The organism is Acidovorax sp. sic0104, assembly GCF_019219095.1.
Classification (GTDB): Bacteria; Pseudomonadota; Gammaproteobacteria; order Burkholderiales; family Burkholderiaceae_C; genus Acidovorax.
Genome location: NZ_JAHUWH010000025.1, coordinates 1 through 25,418, shown reverse-complemented (window position 1 = coordinate 25,418; position 25,418 = coordinate 1). Strand labels below are relative to the sequence as shown.

Genomic DNA, 25,418 nt, shown 5'->3' with positions numbered 1-25,418 from the left:
CAGGGGGGAGCTCATATCCCAATATTCTTGAAAGCGATGGCAAACAGCGCATCCACGATGATGACCATGGTGATCGAGGTGACCACCGATGCCGTGGTGCCTTCGCCCAGGCTCTGGGTGTTGGGCTTGACGCGCAGGCCCCAGTGGCATCCCACGAGGGCGATGCCCGCGCCAAACACCACCGACTTGGCCATGGCGAGCCCCAGGTTGCCCACCTTCACGGCGGCGGGCAGCGCCTGCACGAAATACGCAGGCGAGATGTCCATGGCCAGGTCGGCCGCCAGCATGCCGCCGGCCAGCGCGGCCAAGGTGGTCCACACGCTGATGAGCGGCATCGCAATCGCCAGCGCCAGCGTGCGTGGCATCACCAGCCGAAAGCCGTGCGGGATGCCCATCACGCGCATCGCGTCGAGCTCTTCGGTCACGCGCATCACGCCGATCTGCGCCGTGATGGCCGAGCCCGAGCGGCCCGCCACCAGGATGGCGGCCAGCATGGGCCCCAGCTCGCGGATCAGCGAGATCCCGAGGATGTTGACGATGAACGACTCGGCGCCGAACTGGCGCAGCTGCAGGCTCATGAGGTAAGCCAGCACCACGCCGATGAGAAACCCCACCAGCGCCGTGATCGGCAGCGCCGTGGCGCCCATGCGGTAGAGGTGGCCCGACACGTCGCGCCAGGGCCCCCGGCTGGGCGCGCGCAGCAGGCGAGCGATGTCCAGCACCAGCTGGCCCACCATCTCCAGCATGTGGCGCGCATGGCTCAGACCATGGAGCACGAGCACGCCCAGATGGTCCACCTGCTCGGCCAGCCGCCACGGCTCGCGCGCAGGCGCGGTGCTGGTGGTGAACTGCGCCACGCGCTCGAGCATGTCGCGCTGGCCGTCGGTGCAGGCCAACTGCGCGGGCCAGGCGCGCTGCCAGTGGTTCCACACCAGCTGCGCGCCGACGTGGTCCAGCCACTGCAACTGCGTCAGGTCCCAACCCAGCCCGGGCGCTGCAGGGCTGGCCCGCAGCTGCTCGGAGACGGCCTCCCATTGCCCGCGGGTGCCCAGCTCGGCCGCACCCCAGCGCCCATGCAGTTGCGCACTCACGCCCTGGGGCGTGTCGGTGCGAACGATGCGAGGTGCGTGGTCGGGCATGGGGAGGGCGAACGGGCGCCAAGAGGCAAAGGGAGCGTGCATGGTAGCGGAGCCACGCACCCGCAGCGCGTAGGATTGGCGCCCGCCAGGGACGCGGCGGCGGGCGCATGCCACCTGCCAGCGTGTGAAATTAATATCAAACAACCCTGCACCGCCCAGCCACGAACACTTTATAGCTATTCAAACAATAGCAATAGGCAGGACCCCTATCGACACGGCATGTGCGATCCGCACAATGGCGCACCGACCACCCACCGCACCGCAACGCCTGCGGCCCTGACCCGATCTGCCCTGCCCATGAGCGACACCACGTTTGACACCATCATCATCGGCGGCGGCACCGCCGGCGCCCTGCTCGCCAACCGACTGAGCGCCGACGGCCGCTACCGTGTGCTGCTGATCGAAGCCGGCCGCAAGGACGACTACCACTGGATCCACATCCCCGTGGGCTACCTGTACTGCATCGGCAACCCGCGCACCGACTGGCTCTACAACACCGAGCCCGACGCGGGCCTGAACGGCCGCACACTGCGCTACCCACGCGGCAAGACCCTGGGTGGCTGCAGCAGCATCAACGGCATGATCTACATGCGAGGTCAGGCGCGCGACTACGACCAGTGGGCCGAGCTGACGGGCGACGCCGGCTGGCGCTGGGACAATGCCCTGCCCTACTTCCGCCGCCACGAAGACCACTGGCGCCTGGACCAGCCCGGCGGCGTGAACGAGAACTTCAAGCGCCTGCACGGCAACAAATCCACCGGCAGCACGGGCGAATGGCGGGTGGAAAAACAGCGCCTGCGCTGGGACGTGCTGGACGCCTTCGCCCAGGCCGCGCAGCAGGCTGGCATACCGGCCACCGATGATTTCAACGGCGGCAGCAACGAAGGCGTGGGCTACTTCGAGGTCAACCAGAAAAGCGGCTGGCGCTGGAACACGGCCAAGGCCTTCCTGCGCCCCACCTGCTACGGCCGGCCCAACTTCGAGATGTGGACCAGCGCGCAGGCCGCCAAGCTCGTCATCGAGACGCAGCCTGACGGCAGCCGGCGCTGCACCGGCGTGCAGGTGTGGGACGGCCACGAGATGGTCACGGCCCACGCCACGGGCGAAGTCATCCTCAGCGCGGGCGCCGTCAATTCGCCGCAGCTGCTGCAGCTGTCGGGCATCGGCCCTGCCGCACTGCTGCGCCAGCACGGCATCGATGTGGCGGTCGACCTGCCCGGCGTGGGCGCCAACCTGCAGGACCACCTGCAGATCCGCGCGGTGTTCAAGGTCAACGGTGTGCCCACGCTCAATGCGATGGCCGGCTCGCTCTGGGGCAAGGCCAAGATCGGCCTGGAATACGCGATGAAGCGCAGCGGCCCCATGAGCATGGCGCCATCGCAGCTGGGCGCCTTCACGCGCAGCAGCGCGAGCCAGCCCTATCCCAACATCGAATACCACGTGCAGCCGCTGTCGCTCGACGCCTTCGGCGAGCCGCTGCACAGCTTCCCGGCGTTCACGGCCAGCGTGTGCAACCTCAACCCCACGAGCCGCGGCACCGTCAACATCAAGGCACCCGACTTCAAGGCCGCGCCGGCCATCGCGCCCAACTACCTCTCCACGCCCGAAGACCGCCAGGTGGCCGCCGACAGCCTGCGCGTCACGCGCCGCATCGTGGCCCAGCCCGCGCTGGCCCCATACAAGCCCGAGGAATGGAAGCCCGGCGTGCAGTTCGAGAGTGACGAAGACCTGGCCCGCCTGGCCGGCGACATCGCCACCACCATCTTCCACCCCGTGGGCACCACCAAGATGGGGCGGGACGGCGACCCGATGGCCGTGCTGGACCCGCAGATGCGCGTGCGCGACCCCGGCAGAGGCCCGAGCGCCGTGGTGGCCGGCCTGCGCGTGGTGGACGCAGGCGCCATGCCCACCATCACCAGCGGCAACACCAACTCGCCCACGCTGATGCTGGCCGAGAAGGCGGCGGAGTGGATCGTGAAGGCCCGCCAAGCGGCGTGACGGGCCGGGCCACGGACATGCAGGGTGTCGGCGGGGCCGCGATGTGATTACCATCGCGCCCCATGTACTCCTCCACCTTCATCTTTGCCACCAAACAGTTCGACGATGCCTTCCATCGACTGGACCAGGTGATTGCCACGGCGGCCCGCTCCATCGATGGTTATCTGGGCGAAGAAGCGTGGGACGACACCGCGCGCGGCCTCGTCTCCAACGTGTACTACTGGCGGTCGCTCGACGCCCTGCAGGCGCTGATGCGCCACCCTGCCCATCTGGAGGCCAAGGCCGCACAGGCGCAGTGGCTCGACGGCTACCAGGTGGTGGTCTCGCAGGTGCTGCGCACCTACGGCGACGACAAGCTCACCGGCCTACTGCCCACCGCCGCCCTGTTTGCCGGCGGCGCACCCGCGCACTGAGCACGGCCCGGCGCCGGCGCGGCCTCAGCGGATGCCGCCCACATAACGCGGCGCTTCAGGCACCGGCTCGGGCGCCGCAGGCACGGCCCGCTGGCGCACTGCCTGGGTTGCCACATCAAGCAGCGGCCGCCGCGCTGCTGGCGGCGCCACCGCGTGCATGGCATGGTCCAGCCGGTCAGCCCAGTCGGCCAGCTCAGGCACGCCGTCTTCCTGCGCGCGCTGGCGCGCAAAGCGCACCACCTCCGCCGCGTAGTCCGCATTCACGGCCATCCACTCGGTGTCCGTCACACGCCCCGTCTTGCGGCGCAGCAGCACGTGCAGATGGGCGGCAATGGCCAGCTTGTCGGAATCAGGCATGGTCGCTCCTTGAAAGCTATGAGGCCCCGTCATTCAGGAAACCGTCTGGCAGTTTGAGACCTCGATAGTGCGCAATCCCCACGGCCGCTGAACACGCGCTGCCCAAGCCAGGGCCACCGTGGAACTGGCTCCGCCAGGCCACCGGTGGCGTCCCCCTCTGGGGGAAGGCGCCGCAGGCGACCCAGGGGGAGCCATGTCTACCCCAGCCGCTCACGGTGCTGCGCAATGTCCAGGCCCGTCTGCTCGCTCTGCTCGTCCACCCGCAGGCCGACCACGAAGTTGGTGATCCACAGCAGCACCGCCGTCGCCACCAGGCTGTAGCCCATCACGGCACCCACGCCGATGGCCTGGGTGAGCAGGCTGCCCGAGACGCCGCCCACCGTGGGACTGGCCAGCACGCCTGTCAGCAGCGAACCCACAATGCCGCCCACGCCATGCACGCCGAACACGTCCAGCGAATCATCGGCACGCAGCAGGCGCTTGAGCCCCGTGGCACCCCAATAGCAGGCCAGGCCTGCCACCAGCCCGATCACCAAGGCCGAGCGCAGCGTGACGAAACCCGCCGCCGGGGTAATCGCCACCAGCCCTGCGACCAGCCCCGAGCACAGCCCCAGCAGCGAGGGGCGGCCACGCACGATCCATTCGCCCACCATCCACGACAAGGCGCCCGCTGCCGCCGCGATATGCGTGACCGCCATCGCCAGCCCGGCGCGGCCATCGGCAGCCACGGCAGAGCCCGCATTGAAGCCGAACCAGCCCACCCACAGCATGCCAGCGCCCGCCATCGTGAGCCCCAGGCTGTAGGGCTCGAACGGCTCGCGCCCATAGCCCGTGCGGCGCCCCAGGAACCACGCGCAGACGAGCCCCGCGACGCCCGCGTTCACGTGGACCACCGAGCCACCAGCGAAGTCCAGCGCCCCCATGCGCGCCAGCCAGCCTCCGGGCTCCCACACCCAGTGAGCCACCGGCGCGTAAACCACCAACGTCCACAGGCTGACAAAGATGAGCAGCGCAGAGAACCGCATGCGCTCGACCAGGGCTCCCACCAGCAGCGCGGCGGTGATGATGGCGAAACTGAGCTGGAACATCGCGTACACCGATTCGGGAATGTGCGGCGCCACGTGGCTCACCGCAAGCTTGCCGCCCGCCAGGTCGAAGTCCAGCCCCGTGAAGCCAGCGCGGTCCCACCCGCCCAGCCAGGGGCTGCCCGGTGTGAAGGCCAGCGAGTAGCCCGCAGCGAACCACCACAGGCTGACCAGCGCCGCGATGGCCACCACGCTGGCCATGGTATTCAGCACGTTCTTCTTTCGCACCATGCCGGCATAGAACAGTGCCACACCCGGCAACGTCATGAGCAACACCAGCGCGGTCGAGGTCATCATCCATCCGGTGTGCGCTGCGTTCACCGTGTCCTGCGCCACCATCACAGGCCGCAGGGGCGCCGGTGCCGCGCCGGAAGCCCCGGCGTCCTGCTGCGTGCCCTGCGCAAGCGCAGCGCCACACAGCCCCAGGCACAACAACACCGCTGCCACGACCCGGTACACGACTCCCTGCATGAAGGCTCCTTCTCGCAAATTGTTACAAGCGGATTGCACGAGCCATGCCAGCAGAAAATGCCATATAGACGAGCAAAAAACCTGGATATGCACTGCAAAGGGGGGCGGGAAACCCCCAATGCACCATGGGGGTGCGGCCGTTACAGTTGCGGCACTCGAAAGCGCGCTTCGGTGTGCCAAGCGAGGGGCCCGAGGAGACACTTTCTACCTACAACCATATTCATCCAAGCACCCAACGAGGTGCAGATCCTTTCCAGGCGCTGGCGATCCCAGCGCTTTTTTCTTGCCCGGTCGCAGAACACACCGCCACTCCATCCGGGCGATGCGGTCCTGAATTGATAGCACGCAAGGTGCGACAATCCTGAGATGGAATGGATTTTTATCACCCTGGCCTCGCTGTTGGCCGGGTTTGTGGATGCGATAGTGGGCGGAGGGGGTCTGGTGATGGTGCCGGCGCTGTTCGCGGCTTTTCCTGGCGCGCCGCCGGCCACGCTGCTGGGCACGAACAAGGCAGCGTCGGTGTGGGGCACGGCCATGGCCACCTGGCAGTACAGCCGGCGTGTGCAGGTGCGCTGGCGAGCCATGCTGCCTGCGGCCGCCGCGGGCTTCGCGGGGTCGTTTGCCGGGGCCTGGGCCGTCACGGTGATCTCGGCCGACTTTCTGCGCAAGCTGCTGCCGCTGGTACTGCTGGGCGTACTCCTCTACACCCTGGCCAAGAAGGAATTGGGACGGCACCATGCGCCGCGCTACAGCGGCCGTACCGAGGTGGTGGCGGCCAGCCTGATCGGCGTGCTGATCGGCTTCTACGACGGTTTCTTCGGGCCGGGCACGGGCAGCTTCTTCGTCTTCCTGTTCGTGCGGATGCTCGGGTATGACTTTCTCAATGCATCGGCCTCGGCCAAGCTGCTCAATTGCGCCACCAACATCGCCGCCATCGCGCTTTTTGCCGCCAAGGGCCATGTCTGGTGGCACTTCGCCGTGACGCTGGCCATCGCCAACGTGGTGGGCAGCCTGCTGGGCACGCACATGGCGCTCAAGCACGGCACCGGCTTCGTGCGCGGGATCTTCATCGTGGTGGTGAGCACGCTGATCCTCAAGACCGGCTACGACGCGTTTTTGCGATGACCCCCTGAGTCGCCTTCGGCGCCTTCCCCCTGCAGGGGAGCGCACCCCCTGGCCCGGCGCAGCCGGCTCCAGGGCTGCACTGGCGTCGGTCACGCCGGCCTCACAGGCCCTGGCCTCTGCGGCCCGACCCACCTCCAGTTCGGGGGCGCCGCTCTAAAACCTGTTGTGAATTCGCCCACAACCGGTGTTTTGCGCGACTTCCCGGTGGCGCAGGAAAAATACCCGTTCCTATAATCGTGACCGTTTCGTGACGTCAGACATCGCAATCCGCGACGACTGCGCACACCCCCTCCAAAGCCTCCGGCCTGCTTACCCGCATGCCGGATTTTTTGTACCTGAAATACCCCTGACAGGACCCTCCCCATGAAATTGCTCAAGGCTGTTGCCACCGCCCTCGCGTTCTGCGCCGCTTTCTCTAGTGCCCAGGCCCGCACGCTGGACGAGGTGAAGAAGGACGGCAAGATCCTGATTGCGACCGAGGGGCAGTTCGCTCCATTCAACTTCTTCAACGGCACCACGCTGACCGGCTTCGAAGTCGAGACGGCCGAGCTGGTGGCCAAGAAGATGGGTCTGACCATCCAGTGGAAGACCCTGGGCTTCGACGCACTGCTCACCGGCCTGCGCCAGGACCGCTGGGATCTGGTGATCGCCTCGCACGGCATCACCGACGAGCGCGCCAAGGCCGTCACCTTCACCGACCCGCACTACTGCTCGGGCGGCATGATCATCGCCATGGACCCCGCCATCAAGAGCGCCAAGGACCTGGCGGGCAAGGTGGTGGCCGTGCAGACCGGCACCAGCTACCTCGAGAACGTGCAGAAGGTCTCTTCCATCAAGGAAATGAAGAACTTCCCCACCGACGTGGACGCCCGCAGCGCCCTGAACTCGCGCCGCGTGGACGCCTGGGTGACCGACCGCTTCGTCGCCAAGGCCGTGGCCGAAAAGAACCCGGGCGCCGGCTTCAAGCTCGGCGACATGCTCTTCATCGAGCGCATCGCCGCCGCCGTGGCCAAGGGCAACACCTCGCTGGCCGCCGGCTGGAACAAGGCCCTGGCCGAAGTCATGGCCGATGGCAGCTACGCCGCGCTGTCCAAGAAGTATTTCAACGAAGACGTCCGTTGCCAGTAATCACGACCCGCACGTAGTCACCGGGGTCCTTTTTTCATGCTCACTGCCTTTTGGCCGCAGCGCTGGAGCCGCCAGCAGCGCAGCAACGCCACGCTCGTCTCTGCCGTCATCCTGATGGTGCTGGTGCTGGCACTGCTCGGCAAGCTGCTGTCCTTCCTGCCGGATCCCATCGGCCCCAATGCCCAGGCGTTCTCTGACGGCGCGCGCACCACGCTGTGGCTCACGCTGATCAGCGGCAGCGTGGGACTGGTGCTGGGCACCGGCGCGGCGCTGGCCCGCACCGCGCGCTGGGCCGCCGTGCGCTGGGTGGCCAGCTTCTACATCTGGGTGATCCGCGGCACGCCGCTGCTGGTGCAGATCCTGTTCGTTTACTTTGCGCTGCCGGTGCTGGTGCCGGGCCTGAACCTGCCCGACTTTGCCGCCGCGGTGCTGGCCCTGGGCCTGAACGTGGGCGCCTACAACGCAGAGGCCATCCGCGCCGGCCTGCTGGCCGTGCCGCGCGGCCAGACCGAGGCCGCCAAGGCCCTGGGCCTGGGCCGCATGCACGTCTTTCTGGATGTGGTGTTTCCGCAGGCCTTCAAGATCTCGCTGCCGCCGCTGGTGAGCAACTTCGTGGCGCTGCTCAAGGATTCGTCGCTGGCCTACGCCATCGGCGTGGTGGAGCTCACCAACGTGGGCAACCGCATCCAGTCTGCCACGTTCCAGCCCATCGCCACGCTGTCCACCGTGGCCGTCACCTACCTGCTGCTCACCACCCTGGTCACGCAGATCTCGAACGCGGTGGAGTACCGCTTCGATGTGGAAGGTCGCAACAAATGACGCGCCAGGCCACACCCTTCATCGTGGTGGACCGGGTCTGCAAGTCGTTCGGCACGCACCATGTGCTGCGCGACGTGTCCACCGTGTTCAACACCGGCGAGGTCACCGTGATCATCGGCGCCTCGGGCTCCGGCAAGAGCACGCTGCTGCGCGCCATCAACCGGCTCGAGCCCCACGACTGCGGCCACATCACCATCGGGGGCGAAGAAGTCACCGACGACCTGGCCACGCTGCAAAAGCAGCGCAGCGAGGTCGGCATGGTTTTCCAGCAATTCAACCTGTTCGGCCACATGAGCGTGCTGGACAACGTGACGCTGGCGCCCCGACGCATCCGCCGCACGCCGCGCGCCCAGGCCAACGAGCAGGCCATGGCCTTGCTGCGCCGCGTGGGCATGCAGGACCATGCGCACAAGTACCCCTGGCAGCTGTCGGGCGGCCAGCAGCAGCGGGTGGCCATTGCACGGGCACTGGCCATGCAGCCCCAGGTGATGCTGTTCGACGAACCCACCTCGGCCCTGGACCCGGAGATGGTGCAGGAGGTGCTCGACGTGATGCGCGAACTGGCCCGCGGCGGCATGACCATGATCGTGGTGACCCACGAGATGGGCTTTGCCCGCGAGGTGGCGGACCGCGTGATGTTCTTCGACCAGGGGCGCATCGCCCACGACGCGCCCCCTGCAGAGTTTTTCAGCAACCCCGCGAACGACCGTATCCGTGCCTTCATCGGCCGCATGACAGGATGAGTCCCCCCCTGAGTCGCCTGCGCCACGCCCGCAGCATGAGCCGCCGACGTGCGATCAGGGCTTGTGCCACGCCCCATCCGTTTGACGCGCTCTGGCCTGCGCTCAATGACGCGCGCACCTGAGATCCAGGTTGCTGCGCCCCTCATAACAAAAGCCAACAACCCCTACCGGAGTGACCATGAAACTGAACCACACGTTCCTTGCCCTGATGGCCGCCGGCCTGTGCAGCCTGCCACCCGCAGCGTTGGCCCAGACCGCCAAGGATTTCGAAGAGATGCGCAACGAGCTCAAGGCGCTGCGCGCCGAGCTCAATGCCCTGAAGGCACAGCAGGCCCAGGCGCCGGCCGCAGCGCCTGCTGGCGCGTCGGCATCGGCCTGGAATGACCGCATCGATGCGGTCGAGCTCAAGCAGAAGGACGCCGTGGTGTTGGGCGACATTCCCGGCAGCTTCCGCTTGCCCGGCAGCGAGACATCGATCCGCATCTATGGCTTCGCCGAAGCCAACATGGTCAAGGACTTCAAAGGCACCGCGCCCGGCGACACCTTCACCAACCTGATGGAGCAGCCCCTGGGTGACAACCACTCGGGCAAGGCCAGCCTGACCGCGCAGACCTCGCGCTTCGGCTTCGAGACCTCCACGCCTACTTCCATCGGCACGTTCAACACCAAGATCGAAGCCGACTTCTATGCCTACTGCGGCAGCGAGTGCAACCGTGGCCGCCTGCGACTGCGCCACGCCTACGGCGAGTACGCCGGCTGGCTGATCGGCCAGACCTGGTCGACCTTCATGGACACGGACAACCTGCCCGAGACGGTGGACTTCAACGGCCCGCCTGGCGCGACCTTCCGCCGGCCCACGCAGGTGCGCTACACCTACAACGACCCCAACTTGGCCAAGTTCCAGTTCGCCATCGAAGAACCCACCGACGGCGCCAAGAGCCCCAACCTGGTGGCCCGCGTGGACAAGGCCTTCGACTGGGGCAACATCAACGCCCGCCTGCTCTCGCACGAGCAGCGTGTGGACGGCGTGAGCAAGCGCGGCATGGGCTTCGGCCTGGGCGCGGGCTACAAGATCACCGGCACGACCACGCTGATGGCACAGTACACGCGCCTGGACGGCGACGGTGATGGCGCCTACCTGGTGGGCACCAACTACCCGGTGCTGGACGGCGGCACCGTGCGCCTGGACAAGTCGCACGGCGTGGTGCTGGGCCTGTCCAACGTGTTCAGCGAGAAGCTGCGCGGCACCGTGTCGCTGGGCATGGTCCGCTCGCGCAACAAGCTGGGCGATGCCTATGTGAACGCGTACGGCGCCGAAGGCAACCACAAGCTGTACCAATGGCATGCCGGCATGTACTACCTGCCGATCAAGAACGTGGAGCTGGGCGGCGAGCTGATCGGCGGCCGCCGCACGACGTTCGACGGCCAGCAGGGCGACATGCTGCGCCTGAATCTGCAGGCACGCTATCTGTTTAATTGAGGTTTCACCCCCTGAGGCGCTGCGCGCCTTCACCCCTCTCTCGGCGCGCTGCGCGCTCCGGGAGGGGGACGCCACCGGTGGCCTGGCAGAGCCAGTTCCACGGTGGCACTGGCCTGGGGCCGTGCCTGTGTTGCGGGCGTGTGTCGTGCGCCACGCGCTGCAGAGTATTGTTGCGACGGCTGGCCGGGGAACCGACCAGCCTTTTTTATTTTGAAGCCGATGAAACCCGAACGTCTGGGCCTCGTGGCCCTGTTGGTGGTCACCGTGGTGTGGGGCACGACCTTCCCTGCCATGAAGCTGCTGTCTGCGCACCTTGATGCGCTGCAGATCATCTGGCTGCGCTTTGTCATCGCGCTGGTGGTGCTGGCGCCGCTGTGGTGGGGCATGCGGCGCGATGAGCGGCTGTGGGGCTGCGGCCTCGGCGTGCTGCTGTTCCTGGCGTTCTGGCTGCAGATCGAGGGGCTGGCGCGCACCAGCAGCAACCGCAATGCGTTCGTGACCGGACTCAACGTGCTGGTGGTGCCGCTGCTCGCGATGGCGGCGCTGGGACGGCGCTACGGCTGGCCGCTGTGGGCCGCATGCGCGATGGCTTGTGCCGGCATGGCGTTGATGTTCCACGAGAACGAGCCCTGGAACCTGGGCGATACGCTGACACTGGCGAGCACGGTGTTCTATGCGGTCTACATCCTCGCGCTCGAGGAATGCGCGCGGCGCACCGCAGCGCGCCCGCTGCGGGCCACGCGCATGGCGGCCGCGCAGGCGGGGGTGATGGCGCTCGCGTCCACACTGCTGCTGGCGGGCCAGGGTGGCGGCATGGGCTGGCTGTCATCCACCGCGGACCTGCCCGTGGCGGCCTGGGTTGCGCTGCTGCACCTCGGCCTGCTCGCCAGTGTGGTGGTGGTCACGCTGCAGGCCTGGGGCCAGCAGCGGGTGGATGCGATGCGCAGCGCCATCGTGTTCGGGCTGGAGCCGGTGTTCGCCGCACTCACTGCGTGGGGGCTGCTTGGTGAACGGCTGGGATGGGCGGGCGTCGCCGGCGCGGCGCTGATCGTGGCGGCACTGGTGTTCAGCCAGTGGGCTCCCGCAGCCACGGCGAAGGTACGGCTGCCGGCCTGAGTTCGGCAATTTTTGAGTCGAATGACGGCCTGGCGCTTTCTGTAGAAGCGCCAACAGCTACCAAAACAATAGCAAATTTGCCACCCCCCACTGCTGACACGGAGGGCACGGACGGCACCAGCCACGGTGGTCGCTGCATCCGGATCGGGCCCGCTGAAGGCTTGTTGCCTTGGAGGCCCTCACACCTGCGTGACGAGCCCCACCATCTTCACCACCTCCAGGTCGCGCCCCTTCACCGAGGCCAGTTCGGCCCGCAGGCGGTCGTTGTCCCAGCGATCGTCGGGCGCACCGCTGAGATACCAGTCGGAGCCGTTGTCGGCCAGGAACATTCCGTAAGTCTTGAGGGCGGTGAGGATGGCCTGGGCCTCGGGGCTGAACGTGGCGGGGATCGCAAAGCCGGCCTTCAGCCGCACGCGCATGCCCATGGGCGGCAGGTTGGCGTCGGTGCTGGACGATGCGTAGTGCGTGGCAGGCGGTACGAACGCCCGGCGCGTGCGCGCCGCCGTGAACCGCAGCGCATGGCGGATGCCACCAGCGCCCCTGGAGGCTTCGTCGTACCGCGCCAACCCTGGGAAGATGGGCAGCCCGGCCGCATCCGCACTGGTCCACCCGCTCTTGGCGGCGGGCCTCACGTTGTTGCTGTCCAGATGGAACTCCGCGCCGACATCGGCCCGCCAGCCGCCGCCCCGCACGAAGGCGCGCCCCAGTTCGTAAAGACGCTGGTTGTCCTTGTCGATGACCAGCACATGCCGGTCGCCGCCCTGCCCCGGCGCGCCTTCGACCGGCGCGTCCAGCGGGATCGGGAAAGGACCGGGGTCGCTCTCGTCGCCGTACGCCTGGTATTCGATGGGCACGCGCGCCTGCTGGCCGGTGACCACCTGGTACGGGATGCCGATGGGAGCGCCCTCCCACAATCCTGCGCCGAAGTCGCGGTACAGCCCCTTGTCGGCGCCGATGCTGGCGATCAGGCGGTCCGAGGCAGGGTCCACCTCGGCCGCGCTGATGTCCGTGTTCCAGGGGTTGTCGGGCGGGAATGGCACGGCGCCCTGCAGCGATGCGCCCACGCCCACGCTGGCGCGCGACAGGTTGCCGTAGGCCGCGCTGCCTGCTGGCGGAGCGGGTGGCAGCGCAGGGGAAGGAGGCCCAGGGGGTGCCGCAGGCGCCTCACCGCCACCACCACCGCCGCAGGCGGTGAGCAGCAGGACGGGTAGAGCCCCGAGGGCCCGGCGGCGCTGGCGTTGCATGGTGTGTGTCTCCTCAATGACGGGCGTCGCAGTCTGCGCCGCCTGTCTTGGCATGCGCCCCGGCGTGCACGGGCGGATTGTGCCGACAAAGGTCCGCGCAAGCTGTAAGAGCCTGTTCAACAAGAACTTTCCGAGGCCGCCCATGTGCCCTGGCGGTGTGGACCGCGCGGTGCGCCGCGCCGTCGCGGGCCCTGCCGCTGTCAGGGCAGTGGCAAAGCAACGTCCGCCGCCCGGCGCGGTTTGCCGATGGGGGCGGACGCTTGGCCCTTCTGCACGGCGGCGATGTCTTCTTCGCTCGGGTACTCGCCCTGCAGCCAGTAGTCGAACACACGGCGCGCAATGGGGGCCGCGTGGGCTGCGCCGAAGCCTGCGTTCTCCACGATCACGGCCAGGGCGATGGCGGGCGCCTCGGCCGGTGCGTAGGCGGCGAACAGGGAGTGGTCGCGCTGGTGCTCTTCCAGCGCCTTGGCGTTGTACTTCACGTTCTGGCCCAGGCTCACGGCCTGGGCGGTGCCGGTCTTGCCCGCCGAGGTGTAGGCCGAGCCAGCGAACACGCGCGTGCCGGTGCCACCCTTGTTCACGGCCACGAGCGCATTGCGAACGATCTCCACGTTCTTGGGGGAATAGCCCAGGTTCTCGCCGGGTGGCTGCACGATCTCGGTCACCACGCCGGTGACCGAATTCTTGATGGCCTTGGCCATGTGCGGGCGATGGCGGGTGCCGCCGTTGGCCAGCGTGGCCTCGGCCAGCGCGAGTTGCAGCATGGTGAAGTTGTTGTATCCCTGTCCGATGCCCAGCGACACCGTCTCGCCCGGGAACCAGCGCTTCATTTCCGGGCGCCTGTAGGTATTGCGCTTCCACTCGGTGCTGGGCAAGGTGCCCCGCACTTCGCCGTTCAAGTCGATGCCGGTGCTCTGGCCGAAGCCCAGCGGCTTCATGAAGTCGTGGATGGCGTCCACGCCCATCTCGACCGCCAGCGAATAGAAGTACGTGTTGCTGGAGAACTGGATCGCACGGTGCATGTCCACGCCGCCCAGGCCGCCCTCGTGGCTGCGGAAAGTGTGGCCGCCGAAGGTGTAGAAGCCCGGGTCGCTCACCACCATGCTGGGCGAGCGCTTGTTCAGCTGCAGCGCTGCCAGCGCCATGAAGGGCTTGTAGGTGGAGCCGGGCGGGTACGTACCCCGCAGGGCGCGGTTGAGCAGGGGCTTGTCGATCGACTCATTGAGCGCCGTCCAGTTCTCCACGTCGATGCCTTCCACAAACAGGTTGGGGTCGAACGTGGGCTTGCTCACGAGGGCCAGGATCTCGCCGTTGCGCGGGTCGATGGCCACCAGCGCGCCACGGCGATTGCCGTACAGGTCTTCCACGAGTTTCTGCAGCTTGATGTCGATGGACAGCATCACGCTGTCGCCGGGCGTGGCCGCGTGACTGGACAGCTTGCGCACGGCGCGGCCACCGGCCGACGTCTCCATCTGCTCTACGCCGGTGGTGCCGTGCAGCGCGGACTCGAAGCTCTGCTCGATGCCCAGCTTGCCGATGTACTCGGTGCCCCGGTAGTTGGCCTCGTCTTCCGAATCCTGGATGCGGGCCTTCTCGGTCTGGTTGATGCGGCCGATGTAGCCGATGGCATGGGCTGCCACATCGCCCATCGGGTAGTTGCGGAACAACCGGGCCTTGATGTCCACACCAGGGAACCGGTAGCGCTGGGCGGTGAACCGAGCCACCTCCTGGTCGGTCAGCCGCGTGCGGATGGGCAGCGACTCGAAATTGCGCGACTCTTCCATCAGCCGCTTGAAGCGCCGGCGGTCACGGGTCTGGATGTCCACGATCTTGGCAAGCTCGTCGATGGTTTCATCCAGCACCCCGGCGCGCGAGGGCGTGATCTCCAGCGTGTAGGCCGAGTAGTTGGTGGCCAGCACCACGCCGTTGCGGTCCAGGATGAGGCCCCGGTTGGGCACGATGGGCACCACCGCCGTGCGGTTGCTCTCGGCCTGCGCCGCCAGGTCGTCGTGCCGTATCACCTGCAGATACACCAGCCGCGCCACCACCAGTCCGAACGCGAACAGCACCACCAGCCCGATGACCATCGCACGCAACCGAAAGCGCGAAGCGTCGGCTTCGCTGCTGCGCAGTTCAGTCATGGCCGCTCACCAAGATGCGGATAGGTGTCGGAAGTCGCGCGGCCCAGGCCAGCGCCACCGTGGAACTGGCTCCGCCAGGCCACGGGTGGCGCCCCCCTTCCCGCGATGCGCAGCATTGCGAGAGAAGGGGGAAGCGGCGCAGCCGCTCAGGGGGTTGCCTCATGCTACAGCGGCCGGTTCTGGTCACGGTCCGGAGGACGGCGCTGCGGCGCCAGCAGCACCCAGCTGGCCAGCGGCCAGAGCAGCGCTTCGATCAGCGGCGCCAGAAAGCTCCACAGGCCAGGGAATATGCCCCCTGCCGCCATGCGCAGCAGGAGCTCTATCGCATGGGCGAGCGCGAACAGCGGCAGTACCTGCAGCGCCTGGGAAGGCACGCTGAACCAGAGCAGGCGGCGGTGGATGGCAATGGCGCCGAACGACAGCACCGTGTATGACAGCGCATGCTGCCCCAGCAGCGCCGACTGGCTCACGTCCATGCACAGCCCCAGCACGAACGCCACGCCCATGCCGATGCGCAGGGGCTGGTGCACGCCCCAGAAGACGAGCAGCACCATGAGCAGGTCGGGCGTCCAGACGATGCGGCCCAGGGGCAGCATGTTGATGGCCAGGCCCGTGGCAAGGCTGGCCCCGATGAACACCGGGTTGACGGGCAGCAGCAGCGGCTCGCCGCGCGGCATGATCATTTGCGCGCTCCTTTGCGGGAAGGTACGGGGTGCGCGGGCTCAGGCCGGGGCAGCGCGTTGTTGTCGGCCAGGGGTTTGAGCACCACCACGTGGCGGGCGCCCTGCACCTGTGCCAGCGGCATGCAGTAGATACGGGCAAAGGCCGAGTCGGCGCGGCGCTCCACGCGCACCACCTTCGCCACCGGCAGGCCTGACGGGTACAGGCCGTCCACGCCGCTGGTGGTGAGCAGGTCGTCCTCGCGGACATCGGCGTTGGCGGGCATGAAGCGCAGCTCCATGCCACCGCCGTGGCCCGCCACGGGGTCGCCGTAAGCAACACCGCGGGCACCGGTGCGGATGTTCAGCACGGGGATCGCCTGGTCGCGGTCCACAAGCAGCGTGACCTCACTCACCAGCGGAAACACGCGCGTGACCTGTCCCAGCACGCCCGCCTCGTCCATCACGGGCGAGCCCAGTTCCACGCCGCCCATCTGCCCCCGGTCGAGCACCACGCGGCGCGTGTAGGGGTCGGCCGTGTCGTAGATCACCTCGGCCGCCTGGGCCGGGGTTTCGAGCCGCTCGCGCAGCGCCAGCAGCTGCCGCAGCCGCGTGTTCTCCAGCGCCAGTTGCTCGGCCTGGTTGGCGCGCTGCCCCATGGTGGTCATCTTCTTGCGCGCGTCATCCAGCTCTTGCTGGGCAGTGGTGAGCGACTGGAAGTAGTCCGAACTGTGGCTGGCCATTTCCACCGGCTTGAGCATGAGCCACTGCACGGGGTACAGCACCGTGCCCACTGCTTGCCGAAATGGCCCGGTCAGCTGAAAGCGCGCGTCCGCCACCATGAGAAACAGCGCCAAAGCGCTGTAGACGGCCAAACGCGACAGGGCCGACGGGCCCTGTTTGAAAAAAGGAGGAGCGCTGCGCTCAAGGGTACCCAGCGGCATGTCAGTGATTCATAGCGCTTCGCGCTAACCCCCGCTTAGAACACTGGCGCGGTCAACGCCAGTGCACCCGTGGAACTGGCTCCGCCAGGCCACCGGGTGCGTCCCCCTGCCCGCAGCGCCCGGCGCTGCGAGAGCGGGGGGAAGCCGCGAAGCGGCTCAGGGGGGTGGCACATCATTCACTCGTGAAAATGCTGCCCAGGCGGTCCATGCGCTCCAGCGCAATGCCGCAGCCGCGCACCACACAGGTCAGCGGGTCTTCGGCCACCAGCACGGGCAGGCCGGTCTCTTCGGCCAGCAGTCGGTCCAGGTCGCGCAGCAGCGCACCGCCACCGGTCAGCATCATGCCGCGGTCGGCAATGTCGGCGCCGAGTTCGGGCGGGGTCTGCTCCAGCGCGTTCTTGACGGCCGAGACGATCTGGTTGAGCGGGTCGGTCAGGGCTTCCAGCACTTCGTTGCTGGAGATGGTGAAGCTGCGCGGCACGCCTTCGGAGAGATTGCGGCCCTTGACTTCCATTTCGCGCACTTCGGAGCCGGGGAAGGCCGAGCCGATGTTCTTCTTGATGGATTCTGCGGTGGGCTCGCCGATCAGCATGCCGTAGTTGCGGCGGATGTAGCTGATGATGGCTTCGTCGAACTTGTCACCGCCCACGCGCACACTGCCCTTGTAGACCATGCCGCCCAGCGAGATCACGCCGACTTCGGTGGTGCCGCCGCCGATGTCCACGACCATGGAGCCCGATGCCTCGGACACCGGCAGGCCCGCGCCGATGCCGGCGGCCATGGGTTCCTCGATCAGGTAGACAGCGGTGGCGCCGGCAGCTTCTGCGGCGTCCTTGATGGCGCGGCGCTCGACCTGGGTGGAGCCGCAGGGCACGCAGATGATGATGCGCGGGCTGGGGGTGAACAGCGTGCGGGGATGCACCATCTTGATGAACTGCTTGATCATCTGCTCGGTGATCACGAAGTCGGCGATCACGCCGTCCTTCATGGGCCGGATGGCTTCGATGTTGCCGGGCACCTTGCCCAGCATGGCCTTGGCTTCGTGGCCTACGGCCTGGATGACTTTCTTGCCGTGGGGCCCGCCCTCGTGGCGGATGGCGACGACGGAAGGTTCGTCGAGGACGATGCCTTTGTCGCGGGCGAAGATGAGGGTGTTGGCTGTGCCAAGGTCAATGGCAAGGTCGGTGGAGAAGTACCGACGGAAAGCTCCGAACATTCAAAAGTCCTCTCAGGCACGGCATGCACGTCGGCCTGCCATCGCCGGGTATTCAGGGGTGTTTATTGGCTTTTTTCACGCAATTGACTCCCATTTCGGGAGCCTCGCGGCAAAGCCGGGATAATACCCCATCCCCTGTGAATAACTCCCTCCGGCGTACCCCGGATCACAGCTTTACTTCTGGTTTCTCTAGATTCTCCTCCCTATGGCACTGACCCCCCAGGACATCGGCCGCATTGCCAATTTGGCGCGGCTTGAGCTGACATCCTCCGAAAGTGAGCGCATGCTGACACAGCTGAACGGCTTCTTTGACATCGTGGAAAAGATGCGGGCTGTGGATACATCGGGCCTCACACCGCTGGCGCACCCGGTGGCCGCGATCCAGGACGTGGCCCTGCGCCTGCGCGACGATGTGGCCAGCGAGCCCAACCAGCGGGAAGCCAACCAGAAGAGCGCGCCGGCCGTGGAGCGCGGCCTGTTCCTCGTTCCCAAAGTGATCGAGTGAGGAGGCCCGCATGACCACCAGCACGAACCAAGCCCTGCACGACCTGGGAGTGGCCGAACTGGCCGCCGGCCTGCGCGGCAAGCAATTTTCTGCGGTAGAAGCCGCGCAGCATTTCCTGTCGCGCGCGCAGGCCCACCCGCAACTGGGCGCCTTCGTGGCGCTGAACGAAGAAGCCACCCTGGCGCAGGCACGGGCAGCAGACACCCGCATCGCGGCAGGCACCGCAGGCGCGCTCGAAGGCGTGCCGCTGGCCCACAAGGACATCTTCGTCACCCGCGACTTCCCCAGCACCGCCGGCTCGAGGATGCTGGCGGGCTACCGGTCGCCCTTCGACGCCACCGTGGTCGCCAAGCTGGCCGAGGCCGGCGCGGTGACGCTGGGCAAGCTCAACTGCGATGAATTCGCCATGGGCTCGGCCAACGAAAATTCGGCCGTGGCCCCCGTGGGGTTCGAAGCTCCCGCACCGGTGCGCAACCCGTGGGATACCAGCCGCGTCCCGGGCGGCTCCTCGGGCGGCAGCGCCGTGGCCGTGGCGGCGCGCCTGGCGCCGGCCGTGACCGGGACCGACACGGGCGGCTCCATCCGCCAGCCCGCCTCGTTCTGCGGCATTACCGGCATCAAGCCCACCTATGGCCGCGCCAGCCGCTACGGCATGATCGCTTTCGCCTCCAGCCTGGACCAGGCCGGCCCCATGGCCCGCTCGGCAGAGGACTGCGCGCTGCTCCTGTCCGCCATGTGCGGCCCCGACCCTGACCGGGACTCGACCAGCCTGGATGTGCCCGCCGAGAATTTCGGCGCCAGGCTGAGCGACAGCATCGACGGCCTGCGCATTGGCATCCCCGCCGAGTTCTTTGGCGAGGGCCTCGCGCCCGATGTGCGAGCGGCCGTGGACAGCGCCCTCAAGGAGTATGAAAAGCTGGGCGCCAAGCTCGTGCCCATCAGCCTGCCCCGCACCGAGCTGTCCATCCCCGTCTACTACATCATCGCGCCCGCCGAGGCGTCGTCCAACCTCAGCCGATTCGACGGCGTGAAGTTCGGCCACCGTGCCAAGGACTACACCGACCTGGTGGACATGTACAAGAAGACCCGCGCCGAAGGCTTCGGCGACGAAGTCAAGCGCCGCATCATGATCGGCGCCTACGTGCTGTCCCACGGCTACTACGACGCGTACTACCTGCAGGCGCAGAAGATCCGCCGCATGATCGCCGACGACTTCCAGAACGCGTTCAACAGCTGCGACGTGATCGCCGGCCCCGTGGCCCCCACCGTGGCCTGGAAGCTGGGCGAACACGGCAACGACCCGCTGGCCGACTACCTGGCCGACATCTTCACCCTGCCCGCATCGCTGGCCGGCCTGCCCGGCATGAGCGTGCCTGCAGGGTTTGGCGAGGCCGGCATGCCCGTGGGCCTGCAGCTCATCGGCAACTACTTCCAGGAGGCCCGCCTCCTGAACGCTGCGCACCGCCTGCAGCAAGCCACCGACTTCCACCTCCGCCAACCCGGAGGCCTGTGACATGACGACCAGCAAATTGATCCACGGCTACGAAGTCGTCATCGGCTTCGAGACCCACACCCAGCTCGCGACGCAATCCAAGATATTCAGCCGCTCGCCCACCGCCTTCGGTGCCGAGCCCAACACCCAGGCATCCCCCGTGGACCTGGCCCTGCCAGGCACACTGCCGGTGATGAACCGCGAAGCCGTGGTGTGCGCTATCAAATTAGGACTGGCCCTGGGCTCCCACATTGCGCCAGTGAGCATTTTTGCCCGCAAGAACTACTTCTACCCGGACCTTCCGAAGGGCTATCAGATCAGCCAGTTCGAGATCCCGGTCGTGCAGGGCGGCGAAGTGCAGTTCTTTCTGGGTGACGAAAAGAAGACCGTGCGCCTGGTGCGCGCCCATCTGGAGGAAGACGCCGGCAAGTCGCTGCACGAAGACTTCATCGGGCAGTCCGGTATCGACCTGAACCGCGCGGGCACGCCGCTGCTGGAAATCGTGACCGAGCCGGACATGAGCTCCAGCGAAGAAGCCGTGGCCTACGCCAAGGAGCTGCACAAGATCGTGACCTGGATCGGCATCTGCGACGGCAACATGCAGGAAGGCAGTTTCCGCTGCGACGCCAACGTCTCGGTGCGCAAGCCCGGCCAGCCACTGGGCACGCGCCGCGAGATCAAGAACCTGAACAGCTTCAAGTTCATGCAGCAGGCCATCGACTACGAGATCCGCTGGCAGATCGAAGAGATCGAGGACGGCCGAGCGATCCAGCAGGCCACGGTGCTGTTCGACCCCGACACGGGCGAGACACGCGCCATGCGCACCAAGGAAGACGCGGCCGACTATCGCTACTTCCCCGATCCGGACCTGCCGCCGCTGCACATCTCCGAGCAGTGGGTGCAGGAGCAGCGCGCCCAGATGGCCGAACTGCCGCGCGCCATGGCCGCTCGCTTCGTGTCCGACTACGGCCTGCCCGAGTACGACGCTACGACCCTCACCCAAAGCAAGGCCATGGCAGCGTACTTCGAAGCGACGGCCAAGGCCTGCGGCCAGGCCAAGCTCGCCAGCAACTGGATCATGGGTGAAGTTTCCAAATGGCTGAATGCCGTCGAGGATCACACATTCGAGGACTTTGCTGAGTTTGTACCCCCGGGCAATCTTGCGGCACTCGTTACTCGCATCGCCGATCAAACGATATCGAACTCAGCCGCGAAAACTGTTTTTATAGAGCTAACCCACGCTCCAGGCACCTCACACGACACAGCGTTGGCGTATGTTGATTCGATCATCGAGGCCAAGGGCCTCAAGCAGATGAACGACACCGGCGCGCTGGAGAAGATCGTCGACGAGGTGATCGCGGCCAACGCCGACAACGTGGCCCAGTTCCGCGCCGGCAAGGACAAGGCCTTCAACGCCCTCGTCGGCCAGATCATGAAGGCCAGCAAAGGCAAGGCGAACCCACAGCAGGTCAACGAGGTGCTGCGCGCAAAGCTGGCGGGCTGAGGACGCTACGACGAGGACGCATTGGCATGGACCAAAGAGAAAGAGGCTTCACGCCCCTTTCTCTTCGTATGCAACCTCTCCGCGCCGCGCAGACCGGAGGCAATCCGTGCTGTCTAGCGCGACGCAGCAGGAGCCGTGACCTGTGACGTACCGGCCGCGGGTGCGCGCTGCTCATCCCACAGCCTGCGCAGCAACGCCAGCTCTGTGTCAAACCGCTGATGCACCCTGCGCTTCTCCTGGTCCTGACCGGCCAGAAAGCGTTGCTGTTCGGTGATGCTGTCTTCGTTCTCTGCGATCTTGCGGCGCAACGTCATGGGTGCCTTGTTGGGATCCTTTTTGTAGAACTCCATCTCGGCATCGAAGCCTTTGCGCTGCTGCCTCAATTCGGCGACCCGTTTTTCTGCCGTGGCGGTGACGTCGTCGACCAATTGAATGGCAGCGGCGCGCTCGACGTCGTGCGTGGCCTTGTCAGGGTAGCGCGCCGTGAGCACCCGCTCGCGCCGACGCTCTTCGACCACACGGGCGCGTTCTTCAGCCTCTTTGCGCCGCTGCGCTTCCTGGGCCGCGCGCTCGTTCTCTGTCAGCGAAGGGCCAATCTGGCGGCGCACGGTGCCCGATGGGCTCAGCTCACGCTGCTCGCGGTCCAGGCACTCCGGAATGGGGCGGTCGGCGGTGAGCCGGCGTCCGTTGCGGTCCACACAAGTGTAGATGCCGCCCACCGGCCCCTGCGGCTGCGCGCGCGCGCAGTCCGCGACCAAGGTCGCGCCCATCAACACACCGACGATCCACGCCAACCTGCTCAAATCATTGACCCTCGTTAACGCCGTACCGCTGGCGGTAGGCCAGCACTTTATTGTGGTGGGAGCGCATCCCCTCTTCCCCGCTATCCGCCAGATACAGCAATAAGTCTGCCAGCCTCGCGATCGCACACACTTGCATGCCCAGCTGGTTGCGCACGTACTGGACCGCGCTGTGGTCCACGTCCAGTCCATTCTCGGTGGCTTTTTCCTGCCGGTCCAGCGCAATAGCTACCGCGTGGGGTGTGGCGCCAGCCGCGCGGATGATGGCGATGGACTCGCGCGCGGCCGTGCCGGCGGACATCACGTCGTCCACGATGAGCACCCGACCCTTGAGGGGGGCGCCCACCAGCGTGCCGCCCTCCCCGTGGTCCTTGGCCTCCTTGCGGTTGTAGGCAAACGGCACGTTGCGGCCCAGGCGGGCCAGCTCCACAGCCACGGTCGCAGCCAGCGGAATGCCCTTGTAGGCGGGGCCGAAGACCATGTCGAATTCGATGCCGCTGGCGATCAGGGCTTTTGCATAGAATTCCGCCAGCCGGCCCATCTTGCTGCCGTCATCGAACAGCCCGGCATTGAAAAAGTACGGGCTCAGTCGGCCGGCCTTGGTCTTGAATTCGCCAAAGCGCAGCACACCCGATTCGACGGCAAAACGTACGAAATCCTGCGCCAGCTGGCCTTGTCCATATTTTTGTGCGCCAACATCCACCATGGGGAAATCCTTGTTCAAGTTAACCAGCCTCAATCTCAATGGCATCCGCTCGGCCACCAGCAAAGGCGTGGAAAGCTGGATGGCAGCCACGCGGCCGGATTGTATTTGCGTGCAGGAAGTCAAGGCCCAGGCGGCAGACATTGCCAACCGCTTCGAGCGCCTGGCGGACCTGCAGGGGCACTTCCACTTTGCTCAGAAAAAGGGCTACTCCGGTGTCGGCATCTACACCCGCCACGCGCCCTCGGACGTGGTCGTGGGATATGGCTCGGCCGAGTTCGACGCTGAAGGCCGCTACGTGGAACTGCGCTTTGACACCCCCGCGCGCAAGCTGTCCATCATCAGTGCCTACTTTCCCAGCGGCTCGTCGGGCGAAGAACGCCAGCTGGCCAAGTTCCGCTTTCTGGCGGAGTTCCATCCCCATCTCATGCGCATCAAGGGCGAACGCGAGTTCATCCTGTGCGGCGACATCAACATCGCCCACCAGCAGATCGATCTCAAGAACTGGCGCAGCAACCAGAAGAACAGCGGATTCCTGCCCGAAGAACGGGCCTGGATGACAAAGTTGTTGCACACAACTGATGAAGGCGGTGGGCTGATAGACGTTTACCGTCAGTTACAACCAACCGCCACCGACACGGCCTACACATGGTGGAGCAACCGTGGCCAGGCGTACGCCAATAACGTGGGGTGGCGGCTGGACTACCACCTGGCCACACCCGCGCTGGCGGCCCTGGCCCGCAGCGAGTCCATCTACAAGGGCGAGAAGTTCTCGGACCACGCACCGATCTCGGTGGACTACGACTTCAGTCTCTAACCGTGCACCACGGGAGTGATCGCCGTTGCGTTGCGCAAAGGGCCGCCCGTCAACGCACCGTCCCGACGCGATGCCCGAGGGCGCCCCATTGCGCGTCTCGACCCCAAGGCCCACGGCGGTTTTGCACTGGGCCATGAAGGTCTCGCGCTGATCGCGTGACTGAAGGTCAGTGTGCTCCTCGCCACCGGAAATTCATTGCGCACAAAGCATGCCGCTATTTAAAAGCCGGGCCTTAAACTTGAATCGATAGCCAGTCTCAATTGATCAGCCGCGTATCACTGGCCTCCGATATTTCAATTCCAGCAGTGAAGAAAGTAGGGAACGATGCCAGCTCCAGCCGACCAGAACTTTGACTCCGAAACCCCGCGTGACTTGTTGGCCAGTGGGGTCACTATCAACGGTGTGACCTATTCCCTGGCGTCCCCAGATCCGGGCTTCAATTCACTGACATCTTCCGACGCCGTCTTCAGTATCACTCCGAACAACGCCGATCTTGCCGTGGTGTTCAATATGGACAGCGGAGGAACAGGCATAGCAGGCGCATTTGATGCCCGTATTCGGTCCGCGGGGGGGGATGATTTCCGCATCGCCTCCATGGAAATCGACACCGGAGCTGGCGTTGGGACATCTTCGATTCTCACGATCAAGGGCTACCGCAATGGCTCGCAAGTGGCTTCCGACACGTTCGACACCGGAACAAACAGTGGAAGCGGTGGCAATGCAGTGGTGTATTCGAAGAATGCCGTGACAGCTGGCTTTGGTGGCACGCTCACTTTCGGCAGCGACTGGTACAACATCGATGAAATCCGTATCACCGGCACCGACACCATCGTTGCTGTGGATGACCTGAACTTCGAGCCGGCAGTCGTCCCCAACGTTGCTCCCACCGCCACCAACCTGACCCAGTCCCTGGGTTTCACCGAAGACGCGGGCAGCGTGGCGCTGGCCGACATCGCCATCACCGACCCGGACGCGGGCGACACCCTCACGGCAACACTCACGCTGGGCAACGCCTCGGCAGGCAGCCTGAGCACAGGCACGTTTGGCTCGGCCACCTCCACCCACAACGCGGGCACCGGCGTATGGACGGTCTCGGGCTCGATTTCCGATGTGAACGCGGCCCTTGCAGCCGTGGCCTTCACACCGGCAGCCAACTGGTCGCAGAACACCACCATTACCACCCGCATCCGCGATGCGGCGGGTACGGGCCCTGCGGATGGCACCATCACGCTCAATGCGACGGCGGTCAACGACGCCCCCGTGGCCACAGTGCCTGCGACCATTTCCGTCACGGAAGATGTGGCCACCGCCTTGACCGGCATCAGCTTCTCGGATGTGGATGCTGGCAGCAGCAGCGTGACTGCCACGCTGTCGGTGTCCGGCGGCACGCTCGCGGCCACCAGCGGCGGCGGTGTGACCGTGGGCGGCACAGCCACGGCCCTGACACTGACCGGTTCGGCCAGCAACATCAACACCTTTGTCGCGGGCAGCAACGTCACCTTCACCACTGCAGCCAATG

General features: G+C 66.4%; 23 protein-coding genes. 13 read left to right on the top strand and 10 right to left on the bottom strand.

Translation table 11 applies throughout. From position 1 onward, the window contains the following. Window positions 1-11: 11 nt before the first annotated feature. Complete coding sequence (locus tag KW835_RS24800) at window positions 12-1,139, bottom strand: ABC transporter permease (RefSeq protein WP_218387365.1); 1,128 nt, start codon at window positions 1,137-1,139, stop codon at window positions 12-14. Window positions 1,140-1,436: 297 nt separating this feature from the next. On the opposite strand from KW835_RS24800, the gene KW835_RS24795 reads away from it, so the two are divergent. Continuing rightward, window positions 1,437-3,137, top strand: coding sequence for a GMC family oxidoreductase (locus KW835_RS24795; protein WP_218387364.1), 1,701 nt, complete (start codon window positions 1,437-1,439; stop codon window positions 3,135-3,137). A gap of 62 nt (window positions 3,138-3,199) precedes the next feature. Continuing rightward, the gene (locus KW835_RS24790) at window positions 3,200-3,550 is read left to right on the top strand and encodes an antibiotic biosynthesis monooxygenase (protein ID WP_218387363.1); all 351 of its coding nucleotides are present in this window, start codon (window positions 3,200-3,202) and stop codon (window positions 3,548-3,550) included. Between the two features lie 24 nt (window positions 3,551-3,574). Here KW835_RS24790 and KW835_RS24785 read toward each other — a convergent pair whose 3' ends face one another. Together KW835_RS24785 and KW835_RS24780 are read right to left on the bottom strand one after the other, a co-directional pair. Next, the gene (locus tag KW835_RS24785) at window positions 3,575-3,907 is read right to left on the bottom strand and encodes a hypothetical protein (RefSeq protein ID WP_218387362.1); all 333 of its coding nucleotides are present in this window, start codon (window positions 3,905-3,907) and stop codon (window positions 3,575-3,577) included. Window positions 3,908-4,104: 197 nt separating this feature from the next. Then, window positions 4,105-5,463, bottom strand: a complete 1,359-nt coding sequence (locus KW835_RS24780; RefSeq protein WP_218387361.1) for an ammonium transporter — start codon at window positions 5,461-5,463, stop codon at window positions 4,105-4,107. A 366-nt stretch (window positions 5,464-5,829) separates the two neighbouring features. Here KW835_RS24780 and KW835_RS24775 point away from each other — a divergent pair, with 366 nt between their 5' ends. From KW835_RS24775 to KW835_RS24750, 6 genes are all read left to right on the top strand, one after another. Further along, a complete protein-coding gene (locus KW835_RS24775) occupies window positions 5,830-6,588 on the top strand; it encodes a TSUP family transporter (RefSeq protein WP_218387360.1) in 759 nt (252 codons plus the stop codon). A gap of 363 nt (window positions 6,589-6,951) precedes the next feature. Continuing rightward, complete coding sequence (locus KW835_RS24770; protein ID WP_218387359.1) at window positions 6,952-7,716, top strand: ABC transporter substrate-binding protein; 765 nt, start codon at window positions 6,952-6,954, stop codon at window positions 7,714-7,716. Window positions 7,717-7,752: 36 nt separating this feature from the next. Continuing rightward, a complete protein-coding gene (locus tag KW835_RS24765; RefSeq protein WP_218387358.1) occupies window positions 7,753-8,535 on the top strand; it encodes an amino acid ABC transporter permease in 783 nt (260 codons plus the stop codon). After that, a complete protein-coding gene (locus tag KW835_RS24760) occupies window positions 8,532-9,278 on the top strand; it encodes an amino acid ABC transporter ATP-binding protein (protein WP_218387356.1) in 747 nt (248 codons plus the stop codon). The genes KW835_RS24765 and KW835_RS24760 overlap by 4 nt, the downstream gene beginning before the upstream one ends. Window positions 9,279-9,456: 178 nt before the next feature. Further along, a complete protein-coding gene (locus KW835_RS24755; RefSeq protein WP_218387354.1) occupies window positions 9,457-10,758 on the top strand; it encodes a DcaP family trimeric outer membrane transporter in 1,302 nt (433 codons plus the stop codon). A 219-nt stretch (window positions 10,759-10,977) separates the two neighbouring features. After that, window positions 10,978-11,874, top strand: a complete 897-nt coding sequence (locus tag KW835_RS24750; RefSeq protein ID WP_218387352.1) for a DMT family transporter — start codon at window positions 10,978-10,980, stop codon at window positions 11,872-11,874. A gap of 179 nt (window positions 11,875-12,053) precedes the next feature. Here KW835_RS24750 and KW835_RS26995 read toward each other — a convergent pair whose 3' ends face one another. From KW835_RS26995 to KW835_RS24725, 5 genes are all read right to left on the bottom strand, one after another. Beyond that, window positions 12,054-13,118 (bottom strand): hypothetical protein, encoded by a 1,065-nt coding sequence (locus KW835_RS26995; RefSeq protein WP_255593921.1) that lies wholly within the window; start codon window positions 13,116-13,118, stop codon window positions 12,054-12,056. Between the two features lie 200 nt (window positions 13,119-13,318). Then, window positions 13,319-15,259, bottom strand: a complete 1,941-nt coding sequence (mrdA, locus tag KW835_RS24740; RefSeq protein WP_218387350.1) for a penicillin-binding protein 2 — start codon at window positions 15,257-15,259, stop codon at window positions 13,319-13,321. Between the two features lie 164 nt (window positions 15,260-15,423). Continuing rightward, complete coding sequence (gene mreD / locus KW835_RS24735; protein WP_218387349.1) at window positions 15,424-15,942, bottom strand: rod shape-determining protein MreD; 519 nt, start codon at window positions 15,940-15,942, stop codon at window positions 15,424-15,426. Further along, window positions 15,939-16,862 carry a rod shape-determining protein MreC gene (gene mreC / locus KW835_RS24730; protein WP_218387348.1) on the bottom strand — a complete coding sequence of 308 codons (924 nt, stop codon included), beginning with the start codon at window positions 16,860-16,862 and terminating at the stop codon, window positions 15,939-15,941. The genes mreD and mreC overlap by 4 nt, the downstream gene beginning before the upstream one ends. 172 nt (window positions 16,863-17,034) lie before the next feature. Continuing rightward, a complete protein-coding gene (locus KW835_RS24725; protein WP_063460976.1) occupies window positions 17,035-18,078 on the bottom strand; it encodes a rod shape-determining protein in 1,044 nt (347 codons plus the stop codon). Between the two features lie 205 nt (window positions 18,079-18,283). Here KW835_RS24725 and gatC point away from each other — a divergent pair, with 205 nt between their 5' ends. From gatC to gatB, 3 genes are read left to right on the top strand one after another with little or no spacing between them, the layout of a single operon-like run. After that, on the top strand, window positions 18,284-18,583 hold the full coding sequence (gene gatC / locus KW835_RS24720) for an Asp-tRNA(Asn)/Glu-tRNA(Gln) amidotransferase subunit GatC (RefSeq protein WP_218387347.1): 300 nt from the start codon (window positions 18,284-18,286) through the stop codon (window positions 18,581-18,583). A gap of 10 nt (window positions 18,584-18,593) precedes the next feature. Continuing rightward, window positions 18,594-20,096, top strand: a complete 1,503-nt coding sequence (gene gatA, locus KW835_RS24715) for an Asp-tRNA(Asn)/Glu-tRNA(Gln) amidotransferase subunit GatA (protein WP_218387345.1) — start codon at window positions 18,594-18,596, stop codon at window positions 20,094-20,096. A gap of 1 nt (window position 20,097) precedes the next feature. After that, window positions 20,098-21,579 carry an Asp-tRNA(Asn)/Glu-tRNA(Gln) amidotransferase subunit GatB gene (gene gatB / locus KW835_RS24710; protein WP_218387343.1) on the top strand — a complete coding sequence of 494 codons (1,482 nt, stop codon included), beginning with the start codon at window positions 20,098-20,100 and terminating at the stop codon, window positions 21,577-21,579. Between the two features lie 113 nt (window positions 21,580-21,692). On the opposite strand, the gene KW835_RS24705 is transcribed toward gatB, so the two are convergent. Together KW835_RS24705 and pyrE are read right to left on the bottom strand one after the other, a co-directional pair. Continuing rightward, window positions 21,693-22,382 (bottom strand): DUF4124 domain-containing protein, encoded by a 690-nt coding sequence (locus tag KW835_RS24705; protein ID WP_218387342.1) that lies wholly within the window; start codon window positions 22,380-22,382, stop codon window positions 21,693-21,695. A gap of 1 nt (window position 22,383) precedes the next feature. Continuing rightward, on the bottom strand, window positions 22,384-23,085 hold the full coding sequence (gene pyrE / locus KW835_RS24700) for an orotate phosphoribosyltransferase (RefSeq protein WP_218387410.1): 702 nt from the start codon (window positions 23,083-23,085) through the stop codon (window positions 22,384-22,386). A 10-nt stretch (window positions 23,086-23,095) separates the two neighbouring features. On the opposite strand from pyrE, the gene KW835_RS24695 reads away from it, so the two are divergent. Beyond that, window positions 23,096-23,899: an exodeoxyribonuclease III gene (locus tag KW835_RS24695; protein ID WP_218387340.1), complete on the top strand. Its 804-nt coding sequence runs from the start codon at window positions 23,096-23,098 to the stop codon at window positions 23,897-23,899. A 594-nt stretch (window positions 23,900-24,493) separates the two neighbouring features. After that, a partial coding sequence (locus tag KW835_RS24690) for a hypothetical protein (protein ID WP_218387339.1) occupies window positions 24,494-25,418 on the top strand: 925 nt, incomplete at its 3' end.